Below are 17,744 nucleotides of genomic sequence, written 5' to 3' on the forward strand. Positions count from 1 at the left end.
ATTACAACCATTGGACATTAAAAAAGACTGTCCCATTGGTTTGACATCAACCAAAAAGACAGTCCATTCAATTATACGTTTACTTTAGAATTTTCTAAAGCAGTTCCTAAAAACTTAGCAAGCTCTAACATGCCGTATTTCTCTGCTTTAGCTTCCGCATCCGCGTTATAGTTCGTATTTGTGTTCACATCATACGTATATACTTCACCATTTGCATCACGAATAAATTCAATGCCTGCCACATCAATTTTACTTGCTTTCAGAAATGCTTCATAGCGCTCGATCCATGACGCACTTATATCCTCTTTAATCTCAAATTTCATAGCTGGTTCCTCTCCTACTGGACAGAATGCATCTCCAATTTGACAAGAATCAGCAGGACATAACTCAAAACCTTCCGAAGTGTCTACACGTACAGCGTATACATATTTTCCACCAACAAATTCCGCTCTCGTAATATAGGAATCTGGTGATTGGATATATTCTTGAATGAGCGTAATGCCATCTACAGGTTCTTCAAAAGCAGGACCATTCACGTATGCTTCCAATGCTTCTATTGTTTGAAATAATTGTACGCCTAGTCCTTTACCTGCACGATTATGTTTCGTGATAAATGGCGTTTTTCCAAGTTTTTGAGCAGCTAATATAATTTGTCCACTGCCGACAGCAGCAATCGTTTTTGGCGTTCTAATCCCGCTTGCTTCTAATGCCGTGTATTGATTGATTTTACTCAGTTCTAAACTTAACGCTTTTGTTCCATTAAATACAGTTCTTCCATGGAACTCAAGCCAGGAAAGTACTCCACCAGCCAGTTCCGGTGCGTATCTGTGACCACGTGTATGAGAAGAAGCACTCATTCGGTTATAAAAAACACCTTCCGGAGGTGCTGTGGTTAAATCCACAATTCCTTGATCTAGATGCCATGACTCATAGGGAAGATTTAATTCTTCCAATCGCTTTGTTAAGTGTACCGTCCACTCATCATTTTCATGGATTATATATATTTTAGACATATTAATCACTCCTTATTTGCTTGAGATATTTTCTGTTTCATGAACCAAATTCTTACTTTCCACAGTAAGTCTTTCCAAAACATTTGCCAAGAAAAGTGCTCTTTCTGTTAATGAAGGAATATATAGGAATTCTTTTTCACTATGAGCAAAACCTCCAACTGGTCCTAGCCCATCGATTGTTGGAATTCCAATAGCTCCAGTAAGATTTCCATCGGAACCTCCACCACTTTTCTCATGTTTCAAATCTAGCCCTAATTTTGCCCCTTCATCAGCAATAATTTCATACAATTTTAGAGATTCCTTTGTTATTGTCCAAGCTGGTCTTGTGATTTTACCGGTCAGCTCCAAAGAAGTTCCCGGTACTTCTGAATAACTACAAATTTCTCTAATTGCCTGGTCTATTTCAATTGCATGCTCAGGTGTTTGAATACGTACATCAATCGCTGCTTCTGCAAAAGGAGCAATTGTATTCACTGAAGTTCCGCCTTTGACCAGTCCTACGTTTACATTTATCGCTCTATCCCAATCAGTCAGCTTGTGTAATTTTAAAATTTTATTTGCCAATTCTTCTATTGCACTTATCCCATTTTCTGGCTCGACTCCGGCATGTGCAGCTTTTCCAGTTACTTTTAGAAAATACTTACCACCACCCTTACGTTCGCTTACTAGGTTTCCTTCTTGTGCAGGCTCCAGTATTAAAGCATATTTTTTATCTTTCGCCACTCGCTCAATCAAATCTCTTGAATTGATTGAACCAATTTCTTCATCTGTATTTAGTATTAGTTCAATATTTTTATATGCATCACTGCCATTTTCCATTAAAGCTTTCAAAGCAAATAATGTAGTGACTTGGCTTGATTTCATATCTATGACACCAGGACCATATGCATAATCACCGTCTCTTTTAAATGGTCGCTTTGCAACTGTACCTTCTGCAAAAACAGTATCCATATGAGCAATCATTACAATTTGAGGATCCACTGCTTCTGGATGGCGTATCAATATATTATTTCCGAGTGCTTGCTGTTCAAGAACTTCTACGTTGAACCCAATTTGTTCATACTCGCTTTTCAAAATTTGACCTACTTGGTCGACTCCGTGCTTTACATACGTTCCACTGTCAATATTGACAATTTTTTCGATTAAATTAATAATATTCTCTGCATTTTGATCAATATAATTCTTCATCTTCACACTTCCTTTATTTATCATATAAATGGCATTGCACCTCATGATTTTCTCCAACATGAATCGCAACCGGTTTTTCCTCTTTACAACGTTCCATAGCAAATGGACATCTTGTATGAAAAACACATCCGGATGGAATATGAATCGGAGAAGGAACATCTCCCTTTAATATGATTCGTTCCTTTTTAATATCCGGATCAGGTATAGGTACGGCTGAAAGGAGAGACTTAGTATAAGGATGCAAGGGATTTGCAAACAATTCATCGGTAGTTGATTTTTCAACCATTTCTCCCAAGTACATAACCCCTATGCGATCTGCTATATACCGAACAACACTTAAATCATGACCTATAAATAAATAAGCTAGACCTAAATCAACTTGAAGTTGTTTTAATAGATTAAGAATCTGAGATTGAATGGAAACATCTAAAGCGGAAACAGGTTCATCGCATACGATAAACTTTGGATTTAGTACCAATGCTCTTGCAATACCAATTCGCTGCCGTTGCCCTCCAGAAAACTCATGTGGAAATTTATCGTAATGATCTTCGTTAAATCCTACTTTCTCCAATAACTCTAAAACACGATTTCTACGTTCTTCTTTTGTCCCCACCTTTTGGATGATCATAGATTCCTCTAGGCTATAGCCAATTCTTTTTTTAGGATCGAGGGAAGCAAAAGGATCTTGAAAAACCATTTGCAAATCCTGTCTTATTTTTCGGAATTCCTTTTCCTTCAGTTCGAATATATTTTGACCATTATAAAATACTTTTCCTCCAGAAGGCTCCGTAAGCCGAAGAATAGTTCTGCCAGTGGTACTTTTACCACAGCCGGATTCTCCTACAATTCCAAAGGTTTCTCCTTCATAAATCTCAAATGATATATCATTTACCGCTCTTACTTCCTTTTTTTTAATGGAAAAGGAAGAGCCCGCTGAAAATGATTTTTTTAAATTTTCTACCCTTATTAAAGGCTCAATTACTATAGGGCTAGACATAAGCCATCCCCCTTTGAGTAGCAATTTCTTCATAGTGCCAGCATCTAACCTGATGTCCATCTCGAGCTTTTTCTAATACGGGTGCATCACTTAAACATTTTTCTGTGGCAAATGCACATCTTCCAGCAAAACGACAACCTATAGGTATTTGCTTTAGAGAAGGAACAGAGCCATTGATTTCAAATAGTTTTTCACTTCGATTACTTTGCATATTAGGCATCGATTTTAAAAGTCCTATTGTATACGGATGTAGTGGCTCCTTAAACAAATTATGAACGGTGGTTTCTTCGATCACCTGACCTAAATACATTACTACCACTCGATCACATGTTTCAGCTACTACAGCTAAATCATGCGTAATCATTAATACTCCCATTTCTGTCCTTTGCTGTAATTCTTTTAGCACCTCTAGTATTTGTGCTTGAATCGTAACATCAAGTGCAGTCGTAGGTTCATCCGCTATTAGCAAAGAAGGCTCGCAGCAAATAGCTAAAGCAATCATTACTCGTTGTCTCATCCCCCCAGAGAGTTGGTGAGGATAATCATGAATCCTTTGTTCTGGAGATGGTATTCCCGTTTTCCTTAAAACATCTATTGCCTCTTGAAATGCAGCTTTTTTAGACATTTTTTTATGTAACATAAGGGACTCGATAATCTGATTACCTATAGTATAAACAGGGTTTAATGAACTCATCGGATCTTGAAATATCATCGAGATTTCATTTCCTCTAATATTCCTTAGCTTTTTTTCGGAAATTTGAAGTAGATTATCTCCTTTATATTTGATACTCCCCTCATAATCAGTTAAAAGCTCATCATGTAATTTCAAAATCGATTCTGCGGTAACACTTTTTCCACAACCAGATTCCCCAACAACTCCTAGTGTCTCACCTTGTTTTATATAGAAGGAAGCATCGTCAACAGCTGTTAAACGACCTTGCTCTGTCCAGAAAGAAACGTTCAATTTATCAATCTCCAATAAATAGTCTTGTTTCAATCTCTTCACCCCTTCTTAAGTTCTCTATTTTTACGATATTTTTTTCGTTTCGCATGTACTACTTTTGGATCCATCACATCTCGTAAGCCATCACCTGCTAAATTCAACCCAAATACTAATAAAACAATGAAAGCACCAGGGAAAACTGTCATCCACCAAGCGTTGTAAATAACACTTTTTCCATCAAATAGTATATTTCCTAAACTTGGCTCTGGCGCTGGGATTCCTGCTCCTAAAAAGCTTAGAGAAGCTTCTGTCAAAATAGCAACGGCAAATACAAAAGTGATTTGAATTATTACTGGTGAAAGGACATTCGGAATTGTATGAATCACCAATATCCTCCACTTACTTGCTCCTTGTGCTTTTAATGCCTCGATAAATGTCTGCTCTTTTACAACAAGAGCCGCAGATCTTACTACTCTTGCTATGGAGGGAATGTAGACAACAATTAAGGCAATCATTACATTAAAAATACTAGGGCCTCTCAAAGCAACAATTGCCATCGCAAGTAGAATCGAAGGAAATGCATATAACCCATCTACTATTCTCATTAATATATGGTCTAACACAGAATAATAAGCAGACAACAGTCCTATAACTAAACCAATCACTCCAGTAACTATTGCAACTACCGCCCCCACGATGATGGAGACTCTAGTTCCATATAGTACTCTACTGAACAAATCACGACCGAAATTATCCGTACCAAAAAAATGGGCTCCGCTTGGTGGCTGCAATCGATTTTTGGGATCTATCTCATATGGACCAAATGTGGACAGTAATGGAGCGAATAGAGCAATTAAGGTCATAAAGAGGATAATGACAAAACCTGTAAGGAGCATATTATTCGATAAAAAGCGAGCCAAGCTTTTTTTCTTTTTTATCGAAAGAGCTGTTTTTGGGATAACTTCCACTTCACTCTTCATAAAATCCCCTCAATTTCTCTGATTTAATCGAACCCGCGGATCTATAACACCGTAAAGTAGATCAATAGCTAAGTTCAAAAACACATACGTAACCGTTATTAATAAAACCGTCCCTTGAATAACAGCAAAGTCTCTTCGTTCAATTGAATTGACTATTAATTGACCAATTCCGGGAATATTAAAAACTGTTTCTACTACCGCTGCACCAGTGATCAACGTTCCAAACGTTTCTCCAATAACAGTTAATATCGGGATAAATGCATTTCTTAATGCATGTTTATATGTAATCTTGTTTGGATGAATTCCTTTAGATTTAGCTGTTTTTATATAATTGGATTTCATCACATCTAACATGGATGAGCGCGTCATTCTAGTAATAAGTGCCGCTTGCATCGTGCCAAGGGCGATCGCCGGCAATATTAAATATTTTAAATGCTCCATAATGCCATCACTTAATGGTCTATACCCTGCAACAGGTAACCAACGCAATTGAACAGAAAAAAGTAATATTAAAAGTAAGCCTACTAGAAAACTAGGTATCGAAATTCCAAATAAGGATAGCCCCATCACCGCTTGATCCGTAGCTGTTCCCCTTTTTTTAGCAGCAATCACACCTAGAGTAAGTGCAATAATAATAGCTATTATTTGAGATAGGATAGCTAAGGAAAGAGTTGGCTCTAAATTTTCCAAAAACGCCTGTAAGACAGGCATCTTCAAAAAGAATGAGTCCCCTAAATCCCCAGTCAACACTCCTTTAAACCACACAAAAAACTGTGTGTACAGCGGCAAGTCAAAGCCGAGTTGTTCTCTTAATTCGGCTTTGCTTTCCTCTGATGCTTCATCTCCTAGGAGTACTGTAACAGGATCTCCAGGCGTTAAATGCGCTAAAAAAAATACGATAATGGACACAACTAGCAGTATAGGGATTAAAGAAAATAAACGCTGTAAAATGTACTTAAGCATATAATAATCATTCCCAATCTCTATAAAGAATTATTTATCCCGCTGTAACAGACAGGATTTTTCAATCAGAGGCGGATAATCCGCCCACTAATCGAAGTTGTATTTTATTCACTTTTACTAACGTTCCATAATATTGGTCCGATTAAATTATTATAGCCAACTACTTTAGTACTAACAGCCACTAAGTCTTTGTTGTTCCCAACTTTCAAGATTGGTAGGTACTCCCAAACTTCAAGCTGTAGCTCATCAATTAGTGGCTTTGCTTCTTCAAAACTTTTAGAAGATGTGATATCAGTAAGTAATTGATCAATTTCAGGGCTATTTGTCCATCCAGCATACTCCGCTCGTGAAGCTAAGAACGGATTTTGATGGATTGTAGGTCTTACAGCAAACGTCATTGGGAACACGTCAAAATTATTTGGATCCGTTCTTCTCTCTTGAAGTGTTGGCCAATCATAAACATCCAGTTTAGATTTAACACCAATACTTTCTAACACTTGCTGAGCAACTACCGCAAGATTATATTGAGCAGGATAATCCTTCGTCGTTAATATAACTAGTTCTTCACCGTTATAGCTAGATTCTTCTACTAATTGTTTTGCTTTTTCAATATCATTTTGATTGTAATATTCTTTTCCAGCTTCACTATACCAATTTACTTGACTTGGCAATGACAAACTTGAATCTATTTCAAAAAATTGCTCATCACTATAAGCAGCTATTAGTGCGTCTTCTACATTTAATGCAGCATTAAATGCTTGTCGTAAATTCACATCAGAAAACGGGCCTGATTTTTTATTGAATACATAGGTAGAAGTACCACCGTCACTATATACCGGCTCAACGCCATCAGTCGCTTCTAGTTGTGCTACACTGTCAAATGGCACCTCAAAAGCAATATCATACTCTCCTGTAGTAACCCCGGAAACTCTTGTCGATTCATCCGCAACAATTTTAAAATATACATCTTTTACAAGTGCTTCTTTTTTACCTCCTAAACCGCTAGCATCTTCTTCACGGGATGCATACTCATCAAATCTAGTTAAGTGGATATGTTGATCTACTTTCCATTCCTCTAATTTAAAAGGGCCAGTTCCAATATATTCTGTCAAACCACTTTCACTTGCAGATTCCACCGACTCTTTTGGAACAATTGCAGGAAAAGGTGCTGTATCAGCCAACACGAACGGTACTATTAAAGAAGCTTTTTCTATATGTAGTTCCACTGTTAAAGGGTCTACTTCTACAAATTTTGCTCCAGCTAAGTTCGCTTTACCTTGGGTAGAAGTAAGCATCCATTTTTCCATTGATGCTACGACATCGTCTGCCTGCAATCCTTCCCCATTATGGAATTTAACGCCCTCACGTAAATGGAAGGTATACGTTAATCCATCTTCACTCACTTCATATGATTCTGCTAAAGAAGGAACAACTTCATAGTTTTCATTTAATGTTAATAATTGCTCAAATATTTGTCTAGATACATCCCTTGTGGATTGATTGGTCGTTAAATGTGGATCTAAGGTCTGTAAATTTGTAGGATATGCAATATTTAACACAGCATCCTTATTAATATTTCCTTCTGTTGTTGAATCTGAATTCGAACCTGCTGACTCATCCTTATCGCTACAAGCAGCCAATAGAAGAATTGTCATTACCATTAAAACCAACAAAAAATTCAGTGCCTTTTTCAAAAATAACTCCCCCAATATATCAATGTTTGGTCAGGTATATTAGTAACAATCAAATCCCTACTAAACCTATTGTATTTATACTACTTCACCAAAGTAAAGTCAATTCATAAATTTCAAAAAATAATAAAAACCTGTTTCTATCGTTTTGGAAGGACTTTGGACAGACAGTTTTGCTATATGATTACCGAGTGAATTTTAGGGATATTGGTTGGTTGTGACTTCCGACACAACCGACCAACATCCTTTTTTCCGGTATTCTTATAGTGTTTGTCTGTCCATCGTCCTCCTACAACGCTTAGAAACAGGTTAAAGTCCCACGAACACAGAATTCACAGGACATTTTATATATTTCCCTATCTAAAAAAACCTCACTTCCTAATTTCTTAGAAAGTGAGGTTAATCAATTAATAAGGTTCAGCTTCATGGCCTTTATCGACTGCTTGTTCTGGAGCTTTATCTCCGTTTTTATTTCCTAACGGTTTTTGAGAGGACCCATTACTTTTTGCGTGAGCAAGCCCTTCTCTTAAATGTCGACCATAGTCTTCATCTGCTTCCTCCGCTAAGACAATCATCTTTTCTTGAATCCTTGGATCACAGGCAGAGAGGTCATTAACTAAATTGGAGATAAGCTCTGTTTTTTCCCATTGCTCAAATTGGCGATAAGTTTCTCCTGCTTGCTTTGTATTACTTTGGCGCTCGATGGACTCGCGAACTAAGTTTCCTTTTATCATTGGAGTATACTCTTTACCTATCTGTGTTGCTTCCTTTAAGCCATCTAATATAGACGGTTCGTAGTTGATATGTGGATTTTGGAATGGTCCTCTATCTAACTTGTATGCCATTTGGCCACCGCTTTGATTTGTTGCAACTCGTTTTTTAGGCGCATTGATGGGAAGCTGTAAATAGTTCGCTCCGACACGATGCCTTTGTGTATCAGAATACGAAAATGTGCGACCCTGTAGCATTTTATCGTCTGAAAAGTCCAGCCCATCTACGAGCACGCCCGTACCAAATGCTGCCTGCTCCACTTCTGTAAAATAATCCTCCGGGTTTCGATCTAACACCATTTTCCCTACAGCCTTCCATGGGAATAAATCCTCTGGCCAAAGCTTTGTATCATCTAATGGGTCAAAATCTAGCTCCGGATGATCATCATCACTCATTGTTTGAACTAGTAACTCCCATTCAGGGAAATCTCCCTTTTCAATTGCATCATATAAATCTTGAGTAGCATGATTAAAATTTTTCGCCTGGATTTCCTCTGCTTCTTTTTGAGTTAAATTACGAATACCTTGCTTCGGCTCCCAATGATATTTTACGAGTACTGCTTTTCCTTCATCATTTACCCATTTATACGTATTCACACCAGACCCTTGCATCATTCGATAATTTGCAGGAATCCCCCATGGTGAATATACAAAAGTCACCATATGGAATGACTCAGGAGAGCTCGCACAAAAATCAAAAAAGCGTTCGGAATCCTGAATATTCGTTACCGGATCTGGCTTAAACGCATGAATCATATCTGGAAACTTTATCGCATCTCGAATAAAGAATATTTTCAAATTGTTACCTACCAAATCCCAGTTACCATCCTCTGTATAAAACTTCACTGCAAATCCACGAGGATCACGCAATGTTTCAGGAGAATGCCCACCATGGATTACGGAGGAAAACCGAACAAATACTGGAGTTTTCTTCCCCTTTTCCTGAAATAATTTAGCTCGAGTATATTTAGATACTTTCTCATCTCCAACAGCACCATAGGCCTCAAAATAACCATGCGCACCTGCACCTCTTGCATGTACTACACGCTCTGGCACTCGTTCTCTATCAAAGTGACTAATTTTTTCGATGAAATCATAATTTTCTAAAGTAGCTGGTCCTCTGTTTCCGACTGTTCTCATATGCTGATTATTCGTTACAGGATGTCCCTGTCTATTCGTGAGGGTATCCTCATTTTCCACATTGGTCTCGTAATTTGGTTGTTCTTCTGTCACTCTTCATCCTCCTAAACATTCAGATAGAATTAACATTCTCCTCTATACTGTCCAGAACGATGAGTAAATATTCCAATATTACATAAAGCTTGCTATCGAAAAGGCATATTTTCTCCAACCAGATATATGAATCGGTATCTCTACTTTCCTTTTACTACTAATGTATGTTTGTAAATTCCCTTTAAATTTTAATGTTAATGCTGAAAGCTGTTCAAAATGATGCGGTTGAGCCAAAGGAGGTGCAACCTGTAGTCGCGAAGATGAACATTCTTTCATAATTGTCGCGACAAATTGGGAACAAAAGAAAGCATTCTCACGCTCCATCTCAATATTAATCGCAACAAACACCAAGCCTATTAAATTATATTTATATAATTGTTTTTGTTTTTCCATTTGGCTAATTTTACTTTTCATCCGCATATATTCGGAGTCTGTCACCTCACACTCATAAATAGCACAGGTTGCCTTTTGGAATAGTCCTTCAACAGGGTTCTCCTTAATGAACCCTCCATTGAATGGATTATGACTACTTTTCCGACCAAAACTATACATATCAATTAATTCCTCATCAAAAGCAATAGAGGCATGGTTTAAATCTTTTTTTGTATACATCCCAATCGCCTTCGAAAATAATGTACCAGTATTACTAAGAATTATATAAATCTTTTTCCCCATTTTGCCACCTCGTTCATAAGAGACATCTTTGCCTCAATTCTATTATTCTAATCATGCTTTATTCACTGATTATTCCATACGTACTTAAGGTGGAAAATGACTAAGACCTAAGGCGTAGATGTTAGATATAATAAGATTCTTAGCTGGATAGGTCGGGAAAATAATCACTATTTAACGCTATACCTTCTATTCATTTTATATAATTTCCAGAAATAATGGAAGATTCAAAATAAACTTTTCTATTAGACACTTCAAATGTATATGTGGAGTAAGTAGTCGTTTAGCCTTGTATTAATGATTGTGAGTATATTACAAAATTGTTACACTTTCATTGTTTGTAATAACTTTAAAGTAATTATTATTCTACAAAAATAAAATTTAAAAGGAGAAATAATGTGACCCAATATAATTTAGATGAGTTAAAACTATTAAATCAGTTTTTATTTGCTTTATTTTTAGTAGCTGATTTTGCACTTTTTCTTCATTTTGGTAATACCATTTTTCCATGGTTTGCACTAATTGGTGCAGCTATTGGATTGTCCATTATCGTAGCTTGTTGGACAGGAAAAAAATACACATTTTTTATCGCAGCATTGTTAGTAAGTACGACACTATTTTCAATCGTTTATAATTGGCAAACTATTATACATTAAACTATTTATATAATTGGAGGATTCGAATATGTCAGAGCAAGAAAAAACTAATCCTATTTTAGATAAGCGTTCATCTAGACGTACATTTATCAAAAATTCTGGATTAACTGTAGGTGGTCTTGTTTTAGGTGGAGCTATCGGCTCTCTTGTAGGAGGAAAAACAGAAACAACTACTCATACAAAAACAAACGAAGCTACTCATACTGCAATCGATTATAGTGACACACGCCAGTTTTTTGTACGTCAAAAAGATTTTGACGCACTTAGCATAGCAACTGAACTTATTTATCCAGAAGATGAGCATGGTCCAGGCGCCATTACGTTAGGTGCACCTTACTTTATAGATAAGCAATTAGCTAGCCCTTGGGGAATCAGCACGGATGATTATAGAAAAGGACCTTTCCAACCAGGAGAAGTGCCACTAGATAAAAGCGAAATTATGTTACAAGGTGTTCGCAAACTAAATGAGGTTGCGGAAAAAGAGCATGACGGAACATTATTTAAAGACTTAACAGAAGAACAACAAATTGCTATTCTTACTTCTTTCCAAGCAGGAGAAGTTGAAATGGATTTAGTAAATTCAGCAGCATTCTTTGCGTTACTTAGAACCCTTACATTACAAGGTTGTTTCTCAGACCCACTTTACGGGGGCAACAAAAACATGGCTGGTTGGAAAATGAAAGAATTCCCAGGAGCTCAAATGTCTTATACTTCCTATTTAGATGATGAGGAATTTGTATTAATAGAACCAATTAGCTTAGGTGGACACAAACATTCATAAGTTAAAACAAAACGAGGAGGATTATAATGGTTACAAAATTACCTAAAGTTGACGTTGTAACAACAGGGATGGGCTGGACAGGCGGTATTGTTGCTGCTGAACTTACAAAAGCCGGCTTCCATGTTGTTGGATTAGAACGCGGAGTAGAAAGATCAATCGAAGATTATTTACATGGTCATGATGAATTAAAATATAATATCCATAAAGAGTTAATGCAAAAGTTAAATAAAGATACAATTACTTTCCGTAATACATTAAATGATAATGCAAAACCCGTACGTGATGAAGGTGCATTCGTAGTAGGAACTGGTACTGGCGGCGGCGGAGCACACTGGGGCGGTCAAACATATCGCTATTTCCCATATGATTTTCAGATTCGTAGCCAAACGATTGAAAAATATGGTGAAAGTAAAATCCCTACAGATGTTACTATTCAAGACTGGGGTATTACATACGATGAAATCGAACCATACTATTCCAAATTCGAACAAATGGCTGGTATTTCTGGGGAACCCGATCCGTTAGCAGGACATCGTTCAGTCGATTACCCAACACCTCCATTAAAAAAATTACCTCAAATGAAAATGTTTCATGAAGCTGCCGAGAAACTTGGGTATCACCCATTTGTAGTTCCAACAGCAAACGTTTCAGAAAGCTATACAAATCCAGATGGTGAAACGCTAAATGCATGCCAATACTGTGCATTTTGTGGTAACTATGGTTGTGAGTATGGAGCAAAAGCAGATCCAATTGTAACTGTAATCCCAACTGCAAAGAAAACAGGTAACTTTGAACTACGTACAAATTCTATCGTTACACGTGTATTATACGATGGGACGAAAGCGACTGGTGTTTTATACAGAGATACAAGAACTGGTGAGGAATTTGAACAACCAGCAGACCTTGTTGTTTTAACTAGTTATATCTTTAATAATGTTCGCTTATTATTATTGTCTGGTATAGGTAAGCCATATAATCCAAAAACCGGTGAAGGCATTATCGGTAAAAACTATACAGATCACCATACTATTACTGGGGCAATTGGTTATTTCGAAGAGAAGAAATTCAATAGTTACATCGGTACAGGTGCTTTAGGTTCTGCTTACAATGACTTTAATGCAGATAACTTTGATCATGCTAATCTTGATTTCATCCATGGTGGTCAGATTGAAATGCATTTAATGGGCAATGAACCAATTGCTAATAACCCTGCTCCTTTTGGTACACCAACATGGGGTAAAGAATTTAAGAAAAACTCTTTACATTATTTCTACCGTAGCCTAACTGTTGTATCTCAAAGAGCTATATTACCGCACAAAGATCATTATCTAGACTTAGATCCAACGTACACAGATGATTATGGAGATCCATTGATTCGCGTAACATTCGATTATACAGAGATGGACCATAAACGTAATGAATTTTTAGTAGAAAAATGTAATGAAGTAGTAAAAGAAATGGGTGCAGACATTATCGATACAATCCCAATGGCTGAACATTTTGGTGGAAGATTCACTTTCCAACATGATGGTGGTGGTGTAATTATGGGAGATAGCCCAAAAAACTCTGCTGTTAATAATTACTTGCAAATGTGGGATGTAGAAAATTTATTCGTTTGTGGAGCTTCGGCATTCCCTCACTTTGGTCCGACGAATCCAACACCAACTGTTGGTGCATTAGCTTACCGAGCAGCAGAAGGCATGATCGAGTACTTGAAAAACGGCGGCGGTCCATTAGTTTCAACTAAATAATGCATTCGCAGGTTTAGAACCATCATTTTTGCCCAGAATGTGTTATATTAATAACGATTCTACATATAGAAGGAGGAAATTCTATGCCAAACATAGGAGTACCTGGTTTAATACTTGTATTAATTATTGCTTTGATTATCTTTGGTCCATCTAAATTACCTCAACTAGGCAAAGCGGTTGGACAAACATTAAAAGAATTCAAAACCTCAACTCGAGATATTATAAATGATGAAGAAAAAGATGCTCAGAAAGTCGAAGCATCTGAAGTAGATTTAGATAAGAAATAATAATTTTGGTTGGTCCTGACATCCGTCAAGACCAACTTTTTTATATACTCTATTTGAATCGAAATGAAATGGAATTGGTTTTAAATATTTCTAACAGATTATCCGCAATTTCCTCTGGCGTTTGTTTACAGCCATCGTTTATCCATTCAAGAATAACCCCGTAAGAACCATACATTTTATACGTATTAAAGTGCTCTAGCACAATACCTTCATTTGCTTCATTTATATATGTGATTCCTTCGAATACATCTTTAAACTTCAAAAAGAATTTTTCTTTCAAACTAGGGATGGAATCTTCCAAGTTTAATAAACGATAAAAATCCCTATTATTATAAAAATGCCTAAAAAAGGCATTAGATGAAGGTAAAATAAGATCATATTTAATAATCTTCGTATCTAAAAAAGGTTGATGAAATGCTGCTTCTAACTCTGCTAAAATTTCCGTAACCAATTCTTCCGCTAAATCTTCCTTATCCTTAAAATGCAAATAGAAGGTGCTTCTATTATAGTCTGCCTTTTCCACTATATCGGTGACCGTTACATTTTTATATCCTTTTTCTTTAACTAGCTGGATAAAATGCTCTTTAAAGAGATTCTTTGTTCTCCGAATTCTTCTATCCCCCATCGAATGATTTTCTGAATTCATAAGCAATCCCCCTTTTTTTTATGCATAGTGAAAATTATACATGATTAGTCACCCTTGAACCAATCTCTTTTAAGTTCGTCCATGCTCCTATATTTAATTAAGAAAGCACCTCACAAATATAAGGATTTTTCTATACTTTATTAATAACACTAGAGTCATTTACCTTATCTCCTTTCTCTTTAGTTGAATAGATTATTGATAGGACAACACTGTTTTATCTTTTGCGATATACAGAATTGTTCAAAAAATTATAAAGGAGAGATAAAATGTCACAACCCAATATTCCTAATATTTCGCCTAGCATAACGATTACTAGGGATGATGCAATTAACCTTCTCTTAGCATCCATTGCCATGGAAGAGCTAGGTTTAGCGCATATTATTAATGCTGAAGGAGAAAAAATTCAGTTTGCACTCGGCACATTACCTGGCGTGACCACACCAGCTTCGTTTGAGAATATCTTACGAGTGAATGACAGTGTTCAAGATACGCTCGAGTTGGCGATAAAAAAAGAACTATTATTGGATAGCAAATTGAAACAAGTTACTCAAATCACTACAGGAACCGGAGCTACTGGCGCTACTGGTGGAACTGGACCTACTGGCAACACTGGACCGGCTGGGGCTACTGGTGGAACCGGACCTACTGGCGACACCGGAACGGCTGGAGCTACCGGTGGAACTGGACCTACTGGCAACACTGGACCGGCTGGGGCTACTGGTGGAACCGGACCTACTGGCAACACTGGACCGGCTGGGGCTACTGGTGGAACCGGACCTACTGGCGACACCGGAACGGCTGGGGCTACTGGTGGAACCGGACCTACTGGCAACACTGGACCGGCTGGGGCTACTGGTGGAACCGGACCTACTGGCGACACCGGAACGGCTGGAGCTACCGGTGGAACTGGACCTACTGGCAACACTGGACCGGCTGGGGCTACTGGTGGAACCGGACCTACTGGCGACACCGGAACGGCTGGAGCTACCGGTGAAACTGGACCTACTGGCAACACTGGACCGGCTGGGGCTACTGGTGGAACCGGACCTACTGGCGACACCGGCACGGCTGGAGCTACTGGTGGAACCGGACCTACTGGCGCTACGGGTGCACCTGGATCTGGTGCTATAATTCCATATGCATCTGGTCTCCCTTCTGTGCTCACTACTGTTCTAGGTGGTCTTCTTAATACGTCAAGCATTGTTGGATTCGGAAATTCTGCTAATAATATTAGTGTTGCTGGAGGTACAATAGATCTTACAGGTGCTGGAGGCACACTTCTTAACTTTGCATTTTCAGCTCCTCGTGCCGGAACAATTACATCAATATCTGCATACTTTAGCACTACAGCGGCATTGGCTCTTTTAGGATCGACTGTAACGATTACAGCACAATTATATAGTTCAACCACACCAAATAACATCTTCAGTCCAATTCCAGGCGCTGTTGTAACATTAGCACCAACTCTAACAGGTGCAGTGTCATTGGGAACTATTAGCAATGGTATTACTACTGGATTAGCTATACCAGTAACAGCACAAACTCGTCTATTAATGGTTTTTTCCGCAAATGTTACATCTGGTATTCCTCTTGCTGCAGTTGTTGCGGGTTATGCAAGCGCAGGAGTTGCAATTAGTTAACTCAAAATAGAAGCATCGCCTATTAAAAAGGGAAGGTTTTCAATACTTCCCTTTTTTAATTGTCTCCACAGTTTACTATGACCTTCATCAATTATGAATTTCTTTCAAAAACATTCAGCTACCTTTAAATTATGAAGCAGTTGGTGAGAACCTTTAATAACAAACGATATTTTTTAAGAAGAAACAACCTACCATATAAATAATGAAAAAATTTAGACAGTTTTTTTCATACTAGCACTCATTAATTTTTTTTGAATACAATGTTATATAGTTGGGTGATTATCACGTCTTGGTTCTTTAGAAATCAATAAGTTTTTATAAGTATCTGTAAATCAGTTGTATTTCAAGATAACCAAATAAATAAAAAAAGACAATGATATTTTATCCTACCTATTTACTTATGATATTAAATAATGAGAAAGTGGTGAGTCTTTATGTCTCTTCCTAATATTCCTAACATTACTCCATTAATTTCCTTAAATCGTTGTGACACAATCAATCTTCTTTTATCCTCAATAGCCTTAGAGGAAATTAGTTTATCTCATATTCTAAATGCAGAAGGAGAAAAACTTCAACTATTTCTAAAATCCTGCCCCAAATGTTTAGATGACTATTTGGATATCAATGAAAGCATAAATAAGACACTCCGCACGGTAGTCAAATCGCAAATTTTGCTTGAATTTAAACTAGAGGATGTTGTGGAGTTAGATCGAAAAGCACATTGTAAAGATGAATGTTGCGATAATCGCCATAATAATCATTGTAGGCATCATAGTAAAGATGAACGTTGCGATGATTGCCGTAAGGATCGTTGTAAGCATCATAGTATAGATGAATGTTGCAATGATTGCTGTAAGGATCGTTGTAAGCATCATAGTATAGATGAATGTTGCAATGATTGCTGTAAGAATCGTTGTAAGCATCAACATCATAGTAAAAATCCTTGTAAGCATTGCCAGGACAGAAGAATGGGATGATATGTTTAAGGAAAGATATACTTGTTCCAGTATGTTAATACAGTTTCAAAAGGAAAGGAGAACACAGCCCAAATGAAAATGGATTATGTCAATGCTCATAAAAAAAGAGAACTAGAGTACATTAACTTCTTTCGTTCTTTTTTACTTTTTCTTACTAAAACATTCGACTCCCTTTTAACTCAAGAATTCTTATCTATAGAAAAAAGCAATCAAATGGAACGGAATGTTATGACCTCCATCTCTTTATTGTGGACTTTACATGTATCCATTTTTTCAAAAAGAATATTATATCCTAAAACTTCACACGAAAAATTATCCCATCAAACTTTTGATGATAAACAATCAAGAGAGGTTTTGCCTCTACTTCAACAATTAAAGAAAGAAGTTGGACAATATTCTTTTCTGAACGAAAATTACAAAATACAATGCGTAAACACGTTAGAACAGATTCAACAATATTATTTAAGTTCTTTTTCTACACCTACCATTGTAGAATCAAACCTTCATGCTCCTCCTCCATGGTTGTCAAAAGATTATTCCATCACTGGGTAGGGGG

17 protein-coding genes are annotated in these 17,744 nt (G+C 37.2%); 6 read left to right on the plus strand and 11 right to left on the minus strand.

Going from position 1 to position 17,744, the window contains the following annotated elements:
- Positions 1-71: 71 nt before the first annotated feature.
- The 9 genes from ACN6MX_RS16035 to ACN6MX_RS16075 all read right to left on the minus strand — a co-directional run bounded on the left by ACN6MX_RS16035 (position 72) and on the right by ACN6MX_RS16075 (position 10,453).
- On the minus strand, positions 72-1,013 hold the full coding sequence (locus tag ACN6MX_RS16035) for an ATP-grasp domain-containing protein (protein ID WP_419959833.1): 942 nt from the start codon (positions 1,011-1,013) through the stop codon (positions 72-74).
- 12 nt (positions 1,014-1,025) lie between these two features.
- The gene (locus tag ACN6MX_RS16040) at positions 1,026-2,201 is read right to left on the minus strand and encodes a M20 family metallopeptidase (RefSeq protein WP_419959834.1); all 1,176 of its coding nucleotides are present in this window, start codon (positions 2,199-2,201) and stop codon (positions 1,026-1,028) included.
- A 13-nt stretch (positions 2,202-2,214) separates the two neighbouring features.
- Positions 2,215-3,198 carry an ABC transporter ATP-binding protein gene (locus ACN6MX_RS16045; RefSeq protein ID WP_419959835.1) on the minus strand — a complete coding sequence of 328 codons (984 nt, stop codon included), beginning with the start codon at positions 3,196-3,198 and terminating at the stop codon, positions 2,215-2,217.
- Positions 3,191-4,195, minus strand: coding sequence for an ABC transporter ATP-binding protein (locus tag ACN6MX_RS16050; RefSeq protein ID WP_419959836.1), 1,005 nt, complete (start codon positions 4,193-4,195; stop codon positions 3,191-3,193). The genes ACN6MX_RS16045 and ACN6MX_RS16050 overlap by 8 nt, the downstream gene beginning before the upstream one ends.
- A gap of 5 nt (positions 4,196-4,200) precedes the next feature.
- Positions 4,201-5,121 carry an ABC transporter permease gene (locus ACN6MX_RS16055; protein WP_419959837.1) on the minus strand — a complete coding sequence of 307 codons (921 nt, stop codon included), beginning with the start codon at positions 5,119-5,121 and terminating at the stop codon, positions 4,201-4,203.
- A gap of 9 nt (positions 5,122-5,130) precedes the next feature.
- Entirely contained in the window at positions 5,131-6,084 is a 954-nt protein-coding gene (locus tag ACN6MX_RS16060) for an ABC transporter permease (RefSeq protein ID WP_419959838.1), read from the minus strand.
- A 104-nt stretch (positions 6,085-6,188) separates the two neighbouring features.
- Complete coding sequence (locus ACN6MX_RS16065; protein ID WP_419959839.1) at positions 6,189-7,778, minus strand: ABC transporter substrate-binding protein; 1,590 nt, start codon at positions 7,776-7,778, stop codon at positions 6,189-6,191.
- A 404-nt stretch (positions 7,779-8,182) separates the two neighbouring features.
- Positions 8,183-9,778, minus strand: a complete 1,596-nt coding sequence (locus tag ACN6MX_RS16070) for a catalase (RefSeq protein ID WP_419959840.1) — start codon at positions 9,776-9,778, stop codon at positions 8,183-8,185.
- 78 nt (positions 9,779-9,856) lie between these two features.
- Entirely contained in the window at positions 9,857-10,453 is a 597-nt protein-coding gene (locus ACN6MX_RS16075) for a hypothetical protein (protein ID WP_419959841.1), read from the minus strand.
- A 395-nt stretch (positions 10,454-10,848) separates the two neighbouring features.
- Here ACN6MX_RS16075 and ACN6MX_RS16080 point away from each other — a divergent pair, with 395 nt between their 5' ends.
- The 4 genes from ACN6MX_RS16080 to tatA all read left to right on the plus strand — a co-directional run bounded on the left by ACN6MX_RS16080 (position 10,849) and on the right by tatA (position 13,925).
- The gene (locus ACN6MX_RS16080) at positions 10,849-11,106 is read left to right on the plus strand and encodes a hypothetical protein (RefSeq protein WP_419959842.1); all 258 of its coding nucleotides are present in this window, start codon (positions 10,849-10,851) and stop codon (positions 11,104-11,106) included.
- A gap of 28 nt (positions 11,107-11,134) precedes the next feature.
- The gene (locus tag ACN6MX_RS16085; protein WP_419959843.1) at positions 11,135-11,887 is read left to right on the plus strand and encodes a gluconate 2-dehydrogenase subunit 3 family protein; all 753 of its coding nucleotides are present in this window, start codon (positions 11,135-11,137) and stop codon (positions 11,885-11,887) included.
- Positions 11,888-11,913: 26 nt separating this feature from the next.
- On the plus strand, positions 11,914-13,638 hold the full coding sequence (locus ACN6MX_RS16090; RefSeq protein ID WP_419959844.1) for a GMC family oxidoreductase: 1,725 nt from the start codon (positions 11,914-11,916) through the stop codon (positions 13,636-13,638).
- An 83-nt stretch (positions 13,639-13,721) separates the two neighbouring features.
- Positions 13,722-13,925 carry a twin-arginine translocase TatA/TatE family subunit gene (gene tatA / locus ACN6MX_RS16095; RefSeq protein ID WP_419959845.1) on the plus strand — a complete coding sequence of 68 codons (204 nt, stop codon included), beginning with the start codon at positions 13,722-13,724 and terminating at the stop codon, positions 13,923-13,925.
- Between the two features lie 49 nt (positions 13,926-13,974).
- Here tatA and ACN6MX_RS16100 read toward each other — a convergent pair whose 3' ends face one another.
- Positions 13,975-14,571, minus strand: coding sequence for a TetR/AcrR family transcriptional regulator (locus tag ACN6MX_RS16100; protein ID WP_419959846.1), 597 nt, complete (start codon positions 14,569-14,571; stop codon positions 13,975-13,977).
- A gap of 266 nt (positions 14,572-14,837) precedes the next feature.
- On the opposite strand from ACN6MX_RS16100, the gene ACN6MX_RS16105 reads away from it, so the two are divergent.
- Positions 14,838-16,211 (plus strand): exosporium glycoprotein BclB-related protein, encoded by a 1,374-nt coding sequence (locus tag ACN6MX_RS16105; RefSeq protein ID WP_419959847.1) that lies wholly within the window; start codon positions 14,838-14,840, stop codon positions 16,209-16,211.
- 704 nt (positions 16,212-16,915) lie between these two features.
- Here the strand turns inward: ACN6MX_RS16105 and ACN6MX_RS16110 are convergent.
- On the minus strand, positions 16,916-17,143 hold the full coding sequence (locus tag ACN6MX_RS16110) for a hypothetical protein (RefSeq protein ID WP_419959848.1): 228 nt from the start codon (positions 17,141-17,143) through the stop codon (positions 16,916-16,918).
- A 117-nt stretch (positions 17,144-17,260) separates the two neighbouring features.
- Here ACN6MX_RS16110 and ACN6MX_RS16115 point away from each other — a divergent pair, with 117 nt between their 5' ends.
- A complete protein-coding gene (locus tag ACN6MX_RS16115; protein WP_419959849.1) occupies positions 17,261-17,740 on the plus strand; it encodes a hypothetical protein in 480 nt (159 codons plus the stop codon).
- Positions 17,741-17,744 lie beyond the last annotated feature (4 nt).

The organism is Psychrobacillus sp. BM2, from assembly GCF_048572895.1.
GTDB lineage: Bacteria > Bacillota > Bacilli > Bacillales_A > Planococcaceae > Psychrobacillus.